This window comes from Spiroplasma endosymbiont of Phycita roborella, from assembly GCF_964031195.1.
Taxonomy (GTDB): Bacteria; Bacillota_I; Bacilli_A; order Mycoplasmatales; family VBWQ01; genus Spiroplasma_E; species Spiroplasma_E ixodetis_A.
On the sequence record NZ_CAXIQJ010000005.1, the window covers coordinates 278,240 to 293,866 of the forward strand.

Here is a 15,627-nt window from a genome sequence, read left to right on the forward strand (position 1 = left end):
ATTATTACAATATAATATTAAAGCTACTAGAGCTCATATAGCTATTAAATAGTTATATGAGCTTTTAATTGATTAAAAAAGATAGGAGTAAAAATAATGTCAGTAGGTAAACATTTAATTACTAACATTTTACAAAAAATAAAATCACAAGTACCAACATTAACTAAAGAAGATATTATTACTGCACTTAATATTATTTATATAACTTGTGCAGAATATAATGCTATTGATAGTTCTATTAGTAATATTGCCAAATATTATCAACAGGAAGATGAAAAATTTGATAGTCAATTGTTTAGAAAAAATTTGCATAGTTCTTTGCAATATATTGATCAAGCCAATTTATACAGTTTGAAAAGTTTGATTTCAATTATTTTAATAATTAATGTTTTTAATCATCCTTTATTATTTAGTGATTTTAGTGATTTTATTAAAAAAGATATTACTAATATTGAATTTATGAAAACGAAAATAGAAATCCTGAAAAATGATAATATTTTTTTTATTAAAAAAATTAGTTCGTGTAAGGACTTAAATAAGCTAAATAAACTAAGAGAGCAATTAAATAATAATTTTGAAATATTAAAACATTTTAAATCAATTTGTGAAAATCATCAATTAGGTGTATTAAATATTTATAACTTTATTGCTAATCAATCAAAATATTTTGTTACTGATGAAGATTGCGATAATAAAATTAGTTTAACAAGCAATGAATATGAAAAAATTAAGGACATAATGTCAAGAGAAAATAAATTTAAGGATATTTTAGTTAAAGATAGTAATTCTGAAATTCCATATAAATTAAATATTGAAGAACTTGATAAAATTTTTAAAAAGGAAATTGTAAATTTATTCGATGAATATGAAAATAAAATTTATGATTTTAAAAATAATAAATCTAAAAAGAATGAATTGAAAATTAAGGGAATTAAATTAAAAATTCAAAATATTTTTGATTTGTCAAAAATTATTTTTGAAATGTTTCAAAAACCAGTTACTTCTCCATTGCCTTTAACGAAAATTGTAAATCAAATTTTTGATGAAAATGATTCAATGCAATATTTAAGCGAGATTGAAAAAAATATTGATAGTAATATTGAAATGATTAAAAAGTTAAAGCAAAAATTGCAAGAAGTTTTAAATGATAATGATGTTTCAAAAAAGGAAACGTTAATGCAAGTAGAAAGTTTTAATAATTCTCATAAAATAGAAACAAAGAAAACAAATGTTAAAAAAAGAAAAAATAAGAAAAAAGACAACAAAAAAAATGAACATTTAAAATTTATTAATACTAATGAAACAGATAATTCAGAATCATCTACAACAAGTAGTTTAACGACTTTACTTGAAAAAGATATTACTAAAATTGATGTTATTTTAGAAGAAAATGACATTAAAGAACAAAGTATAAAACAAGAAAATGATGCAAAAGAAGAAAAAACAGAAATTTTAAGTCAAGATCAAATTTTACAAGCAAAAATTAATGAATTAGAAGCACAATTAAAGCAAACACAAGAAGAATTGGATAAAACAAAAGTTAAATCTGCAGAAGAAACAGCAATATTAGAACAACAATTAATAGCAGAAAAGCAAAAAGTACAACTATTAATTGATGAAACTAAATTTTTAGTTTCTAAAGTTGCTACCTTAGAAAGAGAAAAAACAAAGTTAGAAAAAATTAAGCAACAAAATAGTGTAAAAATAAATCAAATAAGTAATAATTTAGAAAAAGTACAAAAAAAAGTGAGAAATATTCGTGATCAAAAAAATAAAAGTATTGAAAGATTAATAAAAAAGAGTTCGCGTTAGCTTTAGAAAAAGAAAGATTAGAAAGTAGAAATTATAAAAATAACCAAGCTTTAGAAAAATTAAATCAAGAATTATCAAAAACACAACAAACATTAATAACAGTAGAAGATAAAAATCAAAAATTAGTTATGGAAGTTAATCAATTAAAGGAAGAAAAAATAAAACTAGAAACTATTCAACAAGAAAATGGCATGCAAATAAAAGAGAAAGAAAAAAATATTTCTTTACTAGAAGGTAAATTAACAAAAATTGGTAATCAAGCAACTGAAGAAGTTCAAAAACTACTTAAAGAAAAAAAACGATTACTTTTAGAAAAAGAAAAGTTAGAAACTTTAAATAAAAAAGGTAGTCAGAAGTTGACAACTTTAAATAAAAAAATACAAATGTTATCACAGTACAATCAAAATTTAGTGGCATTTACTGATAGTTATGATATAAAATCTTGTATTTATATTAACCCAATTATTGAAAAAAAAATAGTATCAAAAACATTAGTAGTTAGTGAAATGATGGAAGTAGTTGCACCACTATCGGTTTTAGTACCTACAGGTCAACAATTTTCAATTGAGACTGAAAATTGAGAAGACGTTCATATTGTTGATGAATTAACACCAGGATTTTGTTTACAACCAAAATTATTTACAATGTAATTAGTATTATTATTTCGTATAAATAAGAATCATTAAAATTATGTTATAGTTTATATAGAGGTGACCATATAGTGAACAATGAGGTACTAAAAACAATTTTATTCAAGAAAGAAATAACTATCAAAGATAGAATATTATTTAAAACAATTTTTGAGGTTTTAAGTACTCTTTTTACTAATGAAGATGGTGTATCAATATTAAAAAGTGGTTATAAAATAAATGATTATCAACAAGTTTGATTTTTAACGATTACTCCAAATAGCGAAAAAGAAAAAGTAATTAAAACAGGATATGCAAATTTTTTGTCAGAAGATTGAAATGTTATTTATCAATTTAATAGTACTAGTACAAGTGAAAAAAGAAAACAATTGGGTGAAAAATATATTAAAGATAAAGTAGAATTTGTTACTTTTGTAAAAATAAAAGAAAAAATCAAAAGGCATTGGTTATCATTTTATAGGTATATTTGTTTTTGATGATTATCGTAATAAAGATTACAAAACAATGGTTTTTAAAAAAGTTAAAGATAGTTATAAATTAAAAACAAAGAGTTAATAAATATTTATTAACTCTTTTTTATTTATAAAGATATATGTTTAGTTTGATTTTCACTTTCTTCTTCAAAAATAGTAATATTATTAATATTAATTTCTTGTATCTTTTTTTTCAATGGTTTTGAAATAATTTTTCTATTTGAAAAAACTGTGGGCGAATAACAAATTTAACAAATTTTATTCAATATAATATATTATAAAAATAACTTCCTAATTTTTTTAACCCTTGAATTAAAAATAAATGACAAAAGACGAGAATAAAAATCTTGTCTTTTTTTGTAATTGTAAAATTTTAAAATTTTTTATTATTAGCACCCTTTAAATATCTACTACACGCAGTGACCAAGTAGGAGAAAGTTAATAATTAATAACCCTCTTTAACGCTATTATCAACACGTGTTAGGGAACTAAAAAAGTGAACTACAACACAGTTGTTAAAAATAGTAGCTAGAACATGTGGACTTGCATGGATAAATAAAAAGTGGAGTGATACCTAATAAATTATACTAACCATTAATGGTAATTCTTTGGGGTGGGAGCGAATTGGAAACTAGTATATATAGACCTGTTGTAGGGACCTATTGTATTAATTCTATTCTTTATTTAACCAACCTTGCCACTCTCCAGTGAGCAAGTGTTGGTTTTATTTTTTATTTTTTTTGAAAAATTTTTTGGGCGAGAAAATAAATTTCAAACTTGTAAAAAAAATTGAGCGGTGCCGGTTCAATTAAAATATTAATTTGTTAAACACAAATTAAATAAATATTGAATCGAATGCCTCAATGTTTTTTAAAATTTCACAATTTATTTTTGAGCCCAGAATTGCTGAAATGAATAAAACGAATAGTAGTATTATTAATAATCTAAAAATCAAAATATATGTTCTTTATGCTAGAAGCAACAGAACATATTAGGAAAGGATTATTATGCAAATAGAATTTAAAAAAGAACAAATTGTTAAAGATAAACCACAATCTATTCTTATTGATTATGTTGAATATAAATTATTACTTCCAAAATGAATGATTAAAAATAATTCTTTTATTGTTGATAACAGTTACACATATTGAGTTTTTAATTTAGAAAATATTAAAAGAGAATTAAGTGGTAATGAATTAATAAAATTATTAGAACCATATATTAAAGACCAAAAAATAACTGTTAATAAACCAACTGCTCCAAAAGAATATTATCTTAATGATATAAAACTTGAACCATTAAAATTTTATGAACAGCATAATAGTTGATTTATAGATGAAATAACAGATAACAAAACTAAAATTACTAATCCTTGTTTTAAATATAACATTACGTGAGAAGAAAACAGAAAAGGTTTTAAAATAAATAATCCATATAAACATGATGATTTACCAATTAATTATCTAGTTACTTCTTATAAGGAAATTTCAACTCATAATGAAAAAATATTTTTGTTGAACATGTAAACAAAATAAATTAGATTATTTATTTTTTAATACTAATGATATAAAAACAAGAAAATATTTTTTAAGAGATAAAAATAGTAAAGCGATTTGTTATGACTGTATTTTAAATATTAGGTTAAGTAGGAGGTATAAATATGGATAAAGAATATTTAACTAAAAGAGGAACGATTTGCATACCAGACAGTGATGATATTGAATTTAAAATAGGACTAATTAAACTGATTGATGATTTAAAAAAAGATAATTTAGTTTGTGGTCATAAAGAATTTATTGAAGAATGTAAATATTATTGATGTAATTGTGATTTAGAAATTATTAAAACAGTTATTAGAGGTTAACTTAATTAATGCAATATGATTTAATTATTGGAATTGACCCCGCTGGAATTGGTAATAATGGAATTGTTATATATTCAAATGAAACTAATAATATTGTTTTTAATGAAACATTCAATACATTAACTGTTTTATGAACTAAAAATATGTATAAAGAAAAATTTCAATTAATTAAAGAAAAATTTATTGATAAAAAAATATTAGTTATTGTAGAAAATTTCTTTTTAAATTCAAAACAATTACTAACTAATCCATTATCAACGCCTAAAATCATTGGTGCATTAATGGTATTAGTTCAAGATGTTTTCAACTGAGATTATCTAGAAAACCAACCAAAAAATAAAAATAAAATAACAAATTATAAAGGAAATATAAAATTAACAAAACATGAACAAGATGCTTATAAGCATATTCAATATTATTTAAAAAATCATAAAAAAATATTAATTTTTGATAATTATTTAAGGAAATTATAAACATGAAAGATAAAGCAAATTATGTCAAATTAACAGTAAAACTAAGTAATACTATTGAAGCAAAATATTACGAAAAAGGTAATAAAGAATTATATTATAGTGTTAGAGGTCAATGAAATGGATTAAACTATGTTACTTTAATTTTTAACAACCCAAAATTTTATAGACGCTGTATTTTATTAAACAAAAACGATGAAATTATAGTAACTGGTCAAATTTTTAACACTTTAAATATTCCTAAAAATCGTGCATTTTGTTCAATAAATGTTAAATGATTTAAAAAATGAAAAGAGTAAAAAATGATATTATGAAAAATTTTATTAATAGTACCAATATTAATAACAAGCATAACACTAATAATATTTTTAATATTTATTATTAAAGAATTAAAAAATGAATATAAAGTATTAAAAATATTAAGTGAAATTTCTAATCAAATTAAAACTAAGGAGAAATAATAATGAATAAAGAAGAGTTAGAACAATGAGTATTTAATGAAATAGGTAAAATTGAAAGTATTAAAGAAGATAAATTATTACATGAAAATTGTATTAATAAAGAAAAATTAGTATCTTTTTTATCTGAATTTTATAATAATTTTAATCAAGTTGAAGACAAATGATTTCAATCAAAAGCAGATACTTATGCAAATATATTAGAATATTTAGAAAGTAATGAATTTTATAATGATAATAAAAATTAAAAAGAATAATAAATGTGGTTATGGTAGAGTTTTTGCTCATAAATGTAATAACTTATGTAAACAAAAACAAAATAAAAGAGTTAGGAAAGAAAGGTTAAATTATGAATAAAGAAAAATTAATTAAATATTTAAAAACTTTATTTATGGAAACTGATAATTGAGAAAAACAAACAATTATTGCAACGAATTTAATAATACGTGAAGAACTGATTAAAAAAATAGAAAATGGAGAATTTGAATAATGATAATATTACCTACTTTGTTTGAAAATAAAGATGAAATTGAAATATTATCACCATTTCCAAAAGCAATTCATACAAGTAATGATATTAGAACAATTATTTTAAGACAATACCCAAATGTTAAATCAAAACACATAATTGTTTCTGACCCAGAAAGTAATGTTGCATTAATAGTTGGTGATAATGATGTTTATCAAGGTTGAATTAAAGTAACAGTTAAAAAATTAGAAATTAAAGGAGAATAAAAATGGAAACAAATAATGGAATGGCAAGAAATGTTTAGTAATCTGTGTAACTTACAAAAATAACTATGTTTAATTAATTCTAGTAAATATAATTAAATGACTAGAAAGAGTGAGTTACAGATGGCTAAAAAAGATAACTTTAATAATAATGATCCAATATCAAAAGCAGTAGATTTATTACTAGAAAATACTGAAGATTTAACAACAGTTTTTAAACCTGGCGGTTTATATAAAGAATTAACAAAAAGATTAGTTGAAAAAATGTTGAATTCTGAAATGCAAAATTATTTAGGATATGAAAAAAATCAACATAGTACTACTGAAAATGCTCGTAATGGTACAAGTTCAAAAAAATTAATAACTCAACAAGGTAAAATTGAAATTGATGTACCAAGAGATCGCAATAGTAATTTTACTCCTGTAATAGTTCCTAAAAGGCAAAGAAGATTTGATGGTTTTGATCAACAAGTTCTTTCCTTGTATGCAAAAGGAATGACATTATCTGACATTAGAATGCAGTTGCAAGAGTTATATCATGGTGCTGATATTAGTGAAAGTGTTATTAGTCAAATTACTGATGATGTTATTGATGATGTTAAAGCATGACAAAATCGACCATTAGAAAGTATTTATCCCATTGTTTATTTTGATTGTATAGTAGTTAAAGTACGACAAGATAAACGGATTATTAACAAATCAGTTTATATAGCATTAGGAGTTGATTTAGAAGGCAAAAAAGATGTTTTAGGATTATGAATTAGTGAAAATGAAGGTTCTAAGTTTTGATTATCTAATTTCACAGAAATGAAAAATCGTGGCTTAAATGATATTCTTATTGCTTGTAGTGATAATTTAACAGGCATGTCAGAAGCAATACAATCAGTTTATCCTAAAACAGAACATCAATTATGCATTGTTCATCAAATTAGAAATAGTTTAAAATATGTTTCATACAAACATCGAAAAGGTTTAATTGCAGATTTAAAACCAATTTATAGTGCATGTAGTGAAGAACAAGCAATGCAAGCTTTAGAATCGTTTGAAAGTAAATGAAATAAACAATATCCTCAAATTACTAAATCTTGATATAAAAATTGAGATAAGGAAATGGTTTTTATTAGTTATCCAGTAGAAATCAAAAGAGTGATTTATACTACAAATGCTATTGAATCTGTTAATAGTCAATTACGAAAAATCATCAGAAATAAAAAAGTTTTTCCTAATGATATGGCAGTTTTCAAAATATTTTACTTGGCAATTGAAAATATAACAAAAAAATGAACATTGCCTATTCAAAATTGAAATACAGCAATTGCTCATTTTATGATAAAATTTGAAGACAGAATTAATCTAAATTAGTAACTTTTTAAAACAAAGATACACAGATTATTAAAAAGCCTCGTTTTTTTAACTCCAATTGCTGTTCTTGTTGGTCTAATAATTGCTTTTACTCTTTTATTTTGTACTTTATGATTAATATTATCTGTATATGTTGTTATTAATCTCATAGAGTGTTTTATACCTTTACGTTTAAAATCTCAAAACTTTCGATGTCCATCATCAATTGCTACAAAAATAGGTTGATTTTTTTCTAATTTTACTTTTACTGGATTTGCTTCAATTACTTCTAAATTTTTAAAAACTCTATGAACAGTACTAACACTAATACCTGCTTTTTTACAAATAGCACAAATATCATGATATCTTTTTCCATCAGCAAAATATTCAATAATAGTTTGTTCAACATCTTCACCAATTCTTTTATATTTAGGTAATTCTAGTCATTCATCAACTAAACAAACACGAACTCATTTTTGTAATTTTTCATCAAAATATTCATAAATTCTTCTTTTATAAGTTACTAATCCATACATTATTTTTCTTGTTCGATATTGATAATCAACAATTTTATATTTCTTTTTATCTCTTGTATTTTTTATTCTTCAATCTCATTTTTCTCATTTCTTTGTTATATGTTCTAAAACTAATTTATCAATTTTTGCACTTTGTTCTCTAAAATTTCATTTATAATTAAAACTCATATTTTACTCTCCTAATCTTTTTTATACTAATTATTAATTTTAATTTACATAAATTTAAAGTGTTAAAATACGATAAATTATATTAATAATTTGTTTTTATTCATTTTATCCGCCTTAATCTACATAAAAACGTAATTTTAAATAAAATAATGCTACTGTGAAAAAAAGTACTTTCATATTTGCAATATAATAAATAAGTGCAATACTATTAATAGTATAGGTCTCACAAAATAAACGCCTTTAATTTAGGCGTTATTTTGCATTTAAAAGCATACTTGTAAAAATATCAAAAAATAAGTACAATTTAAAAGTAAAATTAAGAAAAAAGGAGCATTTATGAAAAAAATAATTAAATGTTTTATAAAAAAATGTCAGAATGACATAATATCTGTTACTAATGAGCCTACTATTTTTTGTAGTGAACATGATATTAAGTTTTCAAATTTTCTTGATGACCAATTAATTTCAGATGAAATAGTAGAAGAATGAAAAGAAAATCCTAAATTATATGAACAGTTTATTGATGTAGTAACAATACAATTTATTTATCAAGAAAATGAAAAAAATAAATAGTATAATTCCAAAAAAAGTTAAATAAATTTTAAAAAAAGGAGAAATTTATTATGAAAACATGAATAAAAACAAATTTGCAAAAAATAGCATTATCATTTGCTGTAATAACTGGTGTTACCGGTTTAATCTTAGGAATAGTTTCATATAATAAAACTAATCAATTAACATATTTTTTTGATTATGACCATGAAGCGCACTGGGGGGGCAATAATTTGAGCAAGACCAGTAAGTAATAAACATAAAATTACTCTTTACTGAGCATCAAATAAATTAACTGATGATGCAGTAAAATGAGATGGTATTTATCCAGTTGGATATTTTGATAATTAAATTTCTAAATTTATATAAGAAATATTTTCGTTATATTTATCAAATAAATTAATATTAGTTAAATTTATTTCTTGTTTATCAGTTATTAAAATTAAATCATAATTTCCAGCACCAAATATACCACTGATTTCAACCCGATTTAAGTTATTAATCGGGTTTTTGATTTGTAACTCAAATTCACTATTATTATCAATTTGTGAAATTTCTTTATAAAATTCTAATTTAGAAAATAATTGTGATTTATTTGAACCATATAAATTTAATGCGTTTTCAATTTTATTTTTATCAATAATTGCTCTTGTAAAATATTTCCCATATTCACCATTTCCTAATGTTCAATCTGCCGGAATTAATGACGGAATATTATTGCTTTCTAATTCATTTGTAATAGATAATCAATTAAATTGATTATCATCTAATTTCAATAATTCATTTTGACTAATGTCATTGTTTTTTATTTTAATATTATTGATATCTGTAAAATCAAAATATGCAGATTTTAATACTACTTTTACATCTTTAAATTCTCAAACCTTATCGGGTGTAGAATGTATAGGATTTGATTTTAATTCAAAATAATAAGGTAATAATAATTTATAGTCATCATTTAAACCATTATTAATAGACATGGTTGAATAAATATTTTTTGATAGCATTATAACTATTTGTTTTAATATTTTAACTTGTGGTAAATTTGTATAGTTAGGATAATCTAATTCTCATTGTTTAAATAAATTAGTAATAACTTCATTTGGTTTTTGTCCCTCAAACTTAGCACGCATTTTATCTAAATCATTCATTTCTTTTAAAACATTACTTAATGATGCTCCGTCAAAATTTCTATTATATGTATATGTATAAGTTAACATATTTAATAATTGGAATGGCAACCCTTTTTAGGACTATTTTTTGGTAGACATTTGTTTTTGATAACTAATTGGAGTTAGGTAGTTTAGAGTACTGTGAATTCTTATGTTGTTATATCAATTGATGTAATCAAATAATTCTAATTTTAATTGGATTAATGATGTAAAATTTTTATCATTAATAAATTCAATTTTGAAAGTTTTAAAAGTTGCTTCAGCAACAGCATTGTCATAAGGACATCCTTTTTTGCTTAAAGATCGAGTTATGTTGAAAGCTAATAAAAGTTTATCAATAGTTTTATTATTGAATTCATTACCGCGATCAGTATGAAATATTTCAATATCTTTTAAACAGTGATTTGATTGCATAAATGCTTGATATACTAATGATGCATCTTTTTTAACTCCAACACTATGTCCAATAATTTCGCGGTTAAATAGGTCGATTAATAGGCAAATATAGTTTCATTTACCATTAACTTGAACATAAGTTAAATCACTAACAATAACTTCATTTTTAATTCTATTATTAAAGTTTCTATTAACAAGATTGGTTATTTGACTATCATTGACTTTTGGATGGGTTACACTTTATTGGACACTAATTACATAGACAAGTGAACAAATTAGTTAAAAGAAAGGAATTATAATTATGGTCACTATTAACTCATATTCAGATGAATTTAAAAAACAAATAGTAGCTTTATATCAAAGTGGCAAATCAGTATCTTGCCTTGTTAAAGAATACAATGTTACAAGAGCAGCTACTTACAATTGAATTAAGCAATTTACTAATTCAGGTAGTTTTAAAACTAAAGATAATCTTTCAAATTTAGAAAAACAATTAATTCAAGCAAATAAAGAATTAAAACAGTTACGAATGGAAATTGATATTTTAAAGCAAGCAGCACTAATAATAGGCAGAAAGTAGAGATTATTGCAAATAATAAATCTAAATATAAAATTCGCACAATGTGTCATTTTTTAAAACTCTCTAAATCAACATATTATTTTAATTTAAAGAAAAAAAATAAAATTCAAAATAATATTTATGAACAAGCTGTTATTAGTGCTTTTAAAGAAAATAAAGAAGTTTATTGTACTAGAAGATTAAAAGTCATACTAGCAAACCAAGAAATTTATTTATCACGCAGAAAAATTAAAGAAATTATGAATAAGCATAATTTAATATCAAAATACACTAAATTATCATTCAAAAATTATCATAATAAAGTCAATGATAGTCAAATAACCAATCTTGTTAATAGAAACTTTAATAATAGAATTAAAAATGAAGTTATTGTTAGTGATTTAACTTATGTTCAAGTTAATGGTAAATGAAACTATATTTGCCTATTAATCGACCTATTTAACCGCGAAATTATTGGACATAGTGTTGGAGTTAAAAAAGATGCATCATTAGTATATCAAGCATTTATGCAATCAAATCACTGTTTAAAAGATATTGAAATATTTCATACTGATCGCGGTAATGAATTCAATAATAAAACTATTGATAAACTTTTATTAGCTTTCAACATAACTCGATCTTTAAGCAAAAAAGGATGTCCTTATGACAATGCTGTTGCTGAAGCAACTTTTAAAACTTTCAAAATTGAATTTATTAATGATAAAAATTTTACATCATTAATCCAATTAAAATTAGAATTATTTGATTACATCAATTGATATAACAACATAAGAATTCACAGTACTCTAAACTACCTAACTCCAATTAGTTATCAAAAACAAATGTCTACCAAAAAATAGTCCTAAAAAGGGTTGCCATTCCAGTTATTGTTTCAGTTCATGTACATCTATTCATTATTTATTCTCCTTATTTTCAATTTGATTAGCAATTTCACTTAATATTTTTAATACTTTATATTCATTTTTTAATTCTTTACTAATAAATATTAAAAATATTATTAGTGTTATGCTTGTTATTAATATTGGTACTATTAATAAAATTTTTCATAATATCATTTTTTACTCTTTTCATTTTTTAAATCATTTAACATTTATTGAACAAAATGCACGATTTTTAGGAATATTTAAAGTGTTAAAAATTTGACCAGTTACAATAATTTCATCGTTTTTGTTTAATAAAATACAGCGTCTATAAAATTTTGGGTTGTTAAAAATTAAAGTAACATAGTTTAATCCATTTCATTGACCTCGAACACTATAATATAATTCTTTATTACCTTTTTCGTAATATTTTGTTTCAATAGTGTTACTCAGTTTTACTGTTAATTTGACATAATTGGCTTTCTCTTTCATTTTTATAATTCCTTAAATAATATTTAATATGCTTATATGCATCTTGTTCATGTTTTGTTAATTTTATATTTCCTTTATAATTTTCTATTTTGTTTTTATTTTTTGGTTCACTTTCTAAATAATCTCAATTCATAACATCTTCTGCTAATACTATTAAAGCACCAATAATTTTAGGAGTTGCTAATGGATTTGTTAATAATTGTTTTGAATTTAAAAAGAAATTTTCTACAATAACTAATATTTTTTTATTATCAAAATGTTTTTTAATTAATAAAAAGTATTCTTTAAATAGATTTTTGCTTTTTAAAACTGTTTTAGTTTTAAATGTTTCATTAAAAACAATATTATTAGTTTCATTTGAGTATATAATAATTCCATTACTACCAATACCAGCAGGGTCAATTCCAATAATTAAGTCATATTGCATTAATCAAATTAACCTCTAACAATTGTTTTAATAATTTCTAAATCACAATTACTTCAGCAATATTTACATTCTTCGATAAACTCTTTATGTCCACAAACTAAATTATTTTTTTGTAAACTATCAATTTGTTTGATTAATCCTACTTTATATTCAATAATCTTTTTTTCCATTATGTAAATCATCCCTTTTCAATTATTTTTGCTGTTTGTTTAAGGTATTTAGGTATTTTGTTATAACAACTGTCACATATTAAATAAGGTATTGGTCAATTTTTATATTTAATAGTTTTAGTAGAATTATTAATACATTCTTTTCAAACTTTATCCATACAAACTCTTAATTCACATTTTTTATTTTTATTATTCATAGTTTTTTCTTTATAAATAAAATATCTTTTCATTATGAGTTGAAATATGTTTATAAGAAGTGACTATATAATTAATTGACAAATCATTATGGTTATATGGATTATTTAGTTTAAAACCTTTTCTGTTTTCTTCTCATGTAACATTATATTTAAAACAAGGATTAGTAATCTTTGTTTTACTATCAGTTATTTCACCAATAAATCAACTATTATGCTGTTCATAAAATGTTAATGGTTCAAGTTTTATATCATTAAGATAATATTCTTTGGGTGTTTCTTGTTTATTAACAGTTATTTTCTGTTCAGAAATATATGGTTCTAATAATTTTGTTAATTCATCACCATTTAATTCTCTTTTAATATTTTCAAAATTAAAAACCCAATATGTGTAATTATTATCAACAATAAAAGAATTATTTTTAATCATTCATTTTGGAAGTGATAATTTATATTCAACATAATCAATAAGAATAGATTGTGGTTTATCTTTAACAATTTGTTCTTTTTTAAATTCTATTTGCATAATAATCCTTTCCTAATATGTCCTGTTGCTTCTAGCATAAAGGACATATATTTTGATTTTTAAATTATTAATAATACTATTATTAGTTTTATTCATTCCAGAAATTCTGGGCTCAAAAATAAATTGTGAAATTTTAAAAAACATTGAGCGGTGCCGGTTCAATTTTTTTTACAAGTTTGAAATTTATTTTCTCGCCCAAAAAAATTTTTCAAAAAAAATAAAAAATAAAACCAACACTTGCTCACTGGGGAGTGGCAAGGTTGGTTAAATAAAGAATAGAATTAATATAGTAGGTTCCCTAGTAGGTCTATATATACTAGTTTCCAATTCGCTCCCACCCCAAGAATTACCATTAAATGGTTAGTATAATTTATTAGGTATCACTCCACTTTTTATTTATTCATGCAAGTCCACATGTTCTAGCTACTATTTTTAACAACTGTGTTGTAGTTCACTTTTTTAGTTCCCTAACACGTGTTGATAATAGCGTTAAAGACGGTTATTAAAAATTTTAAAATTTTACAATTACAAAAAAAGACAAGATTATTTCTTGTCTTTTTCCTTGTTAATAATTTTTATTTTATCTTATAAAATCTATATTTTTTAAAATACGTCGAATATAAATTTAAGGGTAAAAGAGAATTTAATTTGTCTATCATCATTTTTAAATGGTAATTTCGGAAATAAGTTACTAATATGATAATTAATTATTTCGTAACTTTGACAACCGCCCTAAACATTTTTGGTTTAATTTGTAATTGATACTGTGGATTACTATTAAAATAAAAACTAAGTGATCCATAATTATGTTTATTATTAATATGACGAATTTCCTTTAAATTACTAGGTTTTTTACAATTAAAACTATAATTTAAAATATTTACATTATCTTTTTTAATTGCTATTGCTGGTAAAATTATCTTATAAGTTTTCATAACCATATGCAAAAAAGAAATATCAGCATATGGACCAAGTTTATTATTTTCAAGTAATTCTAAATATGAAGAAGTAAGAAATACTCACTTAATTGATTTAGATATCACAAGTTGTCCACTTGCTTGCTTAATACTACTATAATTCAAATCATATTGAAACGTTACATCGTCAAGTAATCCTTCACTTGGTTCTTTGTTAATATCAAAATCATAACTATATGCTTCTACAATTTGAAGTTCAATATAATAATAACTGCTTTTTTGCAAAGTTTGGATCGGAAAGCCAACCACTGTAAATCTTGGAATTAAAAATAATTCTTTTTCATAAATGGGGCTGTTTTTTACATCACTTGTTAAATTCATCTTTTGTTCTAAAAAACTACGCGAATTCAATAAATCAATGCTATTAATATTCATTTTATATCCTTAAATTAAATATAAGTATAAAAAACGCTTAATAGCCGTTTTTTCTAATTTTTCATATTCTTTGATATGATAATATTTTTTTCATCAATTTTTATTTGATTTAACTAAGAACGTTCTAATAATATAACTATATTCATTTTTTGGTAATAATGCTAAAACTGTATCAACAATTTGCACATGTTTTTCATAATTTTTTAAATCCTTATTTATCACTATCTTATTAGCATAGTGAACACTATCCTCTTTCAAAACATAATTTTCTTTAAAATTATTATTTGCTAATGTTAATTTTGCTTGTTCATATTTAACAAAAATAGCAGCAATTAGTTGCTTATCAGCACTTATTTGTTCTTTCATTATTATCACCTCAATAATAATTTAAAAACAAATAAT

24 protein-coding genes and 1 pseudogene are annotated in these 15,627 nt (G+C 22.4%); 15 read left to right on the top strand and 10 right to left on the bottom strand.

Annotation, left to right across the window (positions count from 1 at the left end):
* Positions 1 to 96: 96 nt before the first annotated feature.
* The 12 genes from AAHM95_RS07385 to AAHM95_RS07440 all read left to right on the top strand — a co-directional run bounded on the left by AAHM95_RS07385 (position 97) and on the right by AAHM95_RS07440 (position 7,821).
* Positions 97 to 1,812 carry a hypothetical protein gene (locus tag AAHM95_RS07385; RefSeq protein ID WP_342274534.1) on the top strand — a complete coding sequence of 572 codons (1,716 nt, stop codon included), beginning with the start codon at positions 97 to 99 and terminating at the stop codon, positions 1,810 to 1,812.
* Positions 1,813 to 1,940: 128 nt separating this feature from the next.
* Positions 1,941 to 2,462 (top strand): hypothetical protein, encoded by a 522-nt coding sequence (locus AAHM95_RS07390; RefSeq protein WP_342274535.1) that lies wholly within the window; start codon positions 1,941 to 1,943, stop codon positions 2,460 to 2,462.
* Positions 2,463 to 2,533: 71 nt separating this feature from the next.
* Positions 2,534 to 2,950 carry a hypothetical protein gene (locus AAHM95_RS07395; protein WP_483151412.1) on the top strand — a complete coding sequence of 139 codons (417 nt, stop codon included), beginning with the start codon at positions 2,534 to 2,536 and terminating at the stop codon, positions 2,948 to 2,950.
* A gap of 992 nt (positions 2,951 to 3,942) precedes the next feature.
* The gene (locus AAHM95_RS07400) at positions 3,943 to 4,461 is read left to right on the top strand and encodes a hypothetical protein (protein ID WP_342274536.1); all 519 of its coding nucleotides are present in this window, start codon (positions 3,943 to 3,945) and stop codon (positions 4,459 to 4,461) included.
* Between the two features lie 134 nt (positions 4,462 to 4,595).
* Positions 4,596 to 4,799 carry a hypothetical protein gene (locus tag AAHM95_RS07405; protein WP_342274537.1) on the top strand — a complete coding sequence of 68 codons (204 nt, stop codon included), beginning with the start codon at positions 4,596 to 4,598 and terminating at the stop codon, positions 4,797 to 4,799.
* Positions 4,800 to 4,807: 8 nt separating this feature from the next.
* Positions 4,808 to 5,272: a hypothetical protein gene (locus AAHM95_RS07410; protein ID WP_281748671.1), complete on the top strand. Its 465-nt coding sequence runs from the start codon at positions 4,808 to 4,810 to the stop codon at positions 5,270 to 5,272.
* A 2-nt stretch (positions 5,273 to 5,274) separates the two neighbouring features.
* Complete coding sequence (locus AAHM95_RS07415) at positions 5,275 to 5,568, top strand: hypothetical protein (protein ID WP_281748863.1); 294 nt, start codon at positions 5,275 to 5,277, stop codon at positions 5,566 to 5,568.
* Positions 5,569 to 5,571: 3 nt separating this feature from the next.
* The gene (locus AAHM95_RS07420; protein ID WP_338975867.1) at positions 5,572 to 5,730 is read left to right on the top strand and encodes a hypothetical protein; all 159 of its coding nucleotides are present in this window, start codon (positions 5,572 to 5,574) and stop codon (positions 5,728 to 5,730) included.
* A 2-nt stretch (positions 5,731 to 5,732) separates the two neighbouring features.
* Complete coding sequence (locus AAHM95_RS07425; RefSeq protein ID WP_338975868.1) at positions 5,733 to 5,975, top strand: hypothetical protein; 243 nt, start codon at positions 5,733 to 5,735, stop codon at positions 5,973 to 5,975.
* 101 nt (positions 5,976 to 6,076) lie between these two features.
* A complete protein-coding gene (locus tag AAHM95_RS07430) occupies positions 6,077 to 6,217 on the top strand; it encodes a hypothetical protein (RefSeq protein WP_281749441.1) in 141 nt (46 codons plus the stop codon).
* The gene (locus tag AAHM95_RS07435; RefSeq protein ID WP_281747959.1) at positions 6,217 to 6,462 is read left to right on the top strand and encodes a hypothetical protein; all 246 of its coding nucleotides are present in this window, start codon (positions 6,217 to 6,219) and stop codon (positions 6,460 to 6,462) included. Before AAHM95_RS07430 ends, AAHM95_RS07435 begins: the two co-directional genes overlap by 1 nt.
* Positions 6,463 to 6,582: 120 nt before the next feature.
* The gene (locus AAHM95_RS07440) at positions 6,583 to 7,821 is read left to right on the top strand and encodes an IS256 family transposase (RefSeq protein ID WP_342274559.1); all 1,239 of its coding nucleotides are present in this window, start codon (positions 6,583 to 6,585) and stop codon (positions 7,819 to 7,821) included.
* Here AAHM95_RS07440 and AAHM95_RS07445 read toward each other — a convergent pair.
* Positions 7,818 to 8,504 (bottom strand): UPF0236 family transposase-like protein, encoded by a 687-nt coding sequence (locus tag AAHM95_RS07445; protein WP_342274538.1) that lies wholly within the window; start codon positions 8,502 to 8,504, stop codon positions 7,818 to 7,820. The genes AAHM95_RS07440 and AAHM95_RS07445 overlap by 4 nt on opposite strands.
* Before the next feature lie 336 nt (positions 8,505 to 8,840).
* On the opposite strand from AAHM95_RS07445, the gene AAHM95_RS07450 reads away from it, so the two are divergent.
* Positions 8,841 to 9,077 carry a hypothetical protein gene (locus tag AAHM95_RS07450; RefSeq protein ID WP_342274539.1) on the top strand — a complete coding sequence of 79 codons (237 nt, stop codon included), beginning with the start codon at positions 8,841 to 8,843 and terminating at the stop codon, positions 9,075 to 9,077.
* A 50-nt stretch (positions 9,078 to 9,127) separates the two neighbouring features.
* Entirely contained in the window at positions 9,128 to 9,310 is a 183-nt protein-coding gene (locus AAHM95_RS07455; RefSeq protein ID WP_342274540.1) for a hypothetical protein, read from the top strand.
* Between the two features lie 93 nt (positions 9,311 to 9,403).
* Here the strand turns inward: AAHM95_RS07455 and AAHM95_RS07460 are convergent, their stop codons facing one another.
* The gene (locus tag AAHM95_RS07460) at positions 9,404 to 10,297 is read right to left on the bottom strand and encodes a hypothetical protein (protein ID WP_342274541.1); all 894 of its coding nucleotides are present in this window, start codon (positions 10,295 to 10,297) and stop codon (positions 9,404 to 9,406) included.
* Between the two features lie 12 nt (positions 10,298 to 10,309).
* A pseudogene (locus tag AAHM95_RS07465) lies at positions 10,310 to 10,849 on the bottom strand (IS3 family transposase); the annotation flags it as partial.
* 76 nt (positions 10,850 to 10,925) lie between these two features.
* Here AAHM95_RS07465 and AAHM95_RS07470 point away from each other — a divergent pair.
* Positions 10,926 to 12,043, top strand: a protein-coding gene (locus AAHM95_RS07470; protein ID WP_342274542.1) for an IS3 family transposase whose coding sequence is annotated in 2 segments (ribosomal slippage) — positions 10,926 to 11,196 and positions 11,196 to 12,043 — 1,119 coding nt in all. Because the reading frame shifts where the segments join, the coding sequence is not laid out codon by codon here.
* A gap of 54 nt (positions 12,044 to 12,097) precedes the next feature.
* Here the strand turns inward: AAHM95_RS07470 and AAHM95_RS07475 are convergent.
* From AAHM95_RS07475 to AAHM95_RS07505, 7 genes are all read right to left on the bottom strand, one after another.
* Complete coding sequence (locus AAHM95_RS07475; protein ID WP_338976082.1) at positions 12,098 to 12,259, bottom strand: hypothetical protein; 162 nt, start codon at positions 12,257 to 12,259, stop codon at positions 12,098 to 12,100.
* 3 nt (positions 12,260 to 12,262) lie between these two features.
* Positions 12,263 to 12,556, bottom strand: coding sequence for a hypothetical protein (locus AAHM95_RS07480; protein ID WP_338975222.1), 294 nt, complete (start codon positions 12,554 to 12,556; stop codon positions 12,263 to 12,265).
* Positions 12,510 to 12,983, bottom strand: coding sequence for a hypothetical protein (locus AAHM95_RS07485; RefSeq protein ID WP_338975223.1), 474 nt, complete (start codon positions 12,981 to 12,983; stop codon positions 12,510 to 12,512). The genes AAHM95_RS07480 and AAHM95_RS07485 overlap by 47 nt, the downstream gene beginning before the upstream one ends.
* An 8-nt stretch (positions 12,984 to 12,991) precedes the next feature.
* Complete coding sequence (locus AAHM95_RS07490; RefSeq protein ID WP_338975224.1) at positions 12,992 to 13,153, bottom strand: hypothetical protein; 162 nt, start codon at positions 13,151 to 13,153, stop codon at positions 12,992 to 12,994.
* A 207-nt stretch (positions 13,154 to 13,360) separates the two neighbouring features.
* Entirely contained in the window at positions 13,361 to 13,873 is a 513-nt protein-coding gene (locus AAHM95_RS07495) for a hypothetical protein (protein ID WP_342274543.1), read from the bottom strand.
* 707 nt (positions 13,874 to 14,580) lie between these two features.
* Positions 14,581 to 15,225, bottom strand: a complete 645-nt coding sequence (locus AAHM95_RS07500; RefSeq protein ID WP_342274544.1) for a hypothetical protein — start codon at positions 15,223 to 15,225, stop codon at positions 14,581 to 14,583.
* A gap of 9 nt (positions 15,226 to 15,234) precedes the next feature.
* Positions 15,235 to 15,591: an MG284/MPN403 family protein gene (locus AAHM95_RS07505; protein ID WP_338961069.1), complete on the bottom strand. Its 357-nt coding sequence runs from the start codon at positions 15,589 to 15,591 to the stop codon at positions 15,235 to 15,237.
* Positions 15,592 to 15,627: the final 36 nt, after the last annotated feature.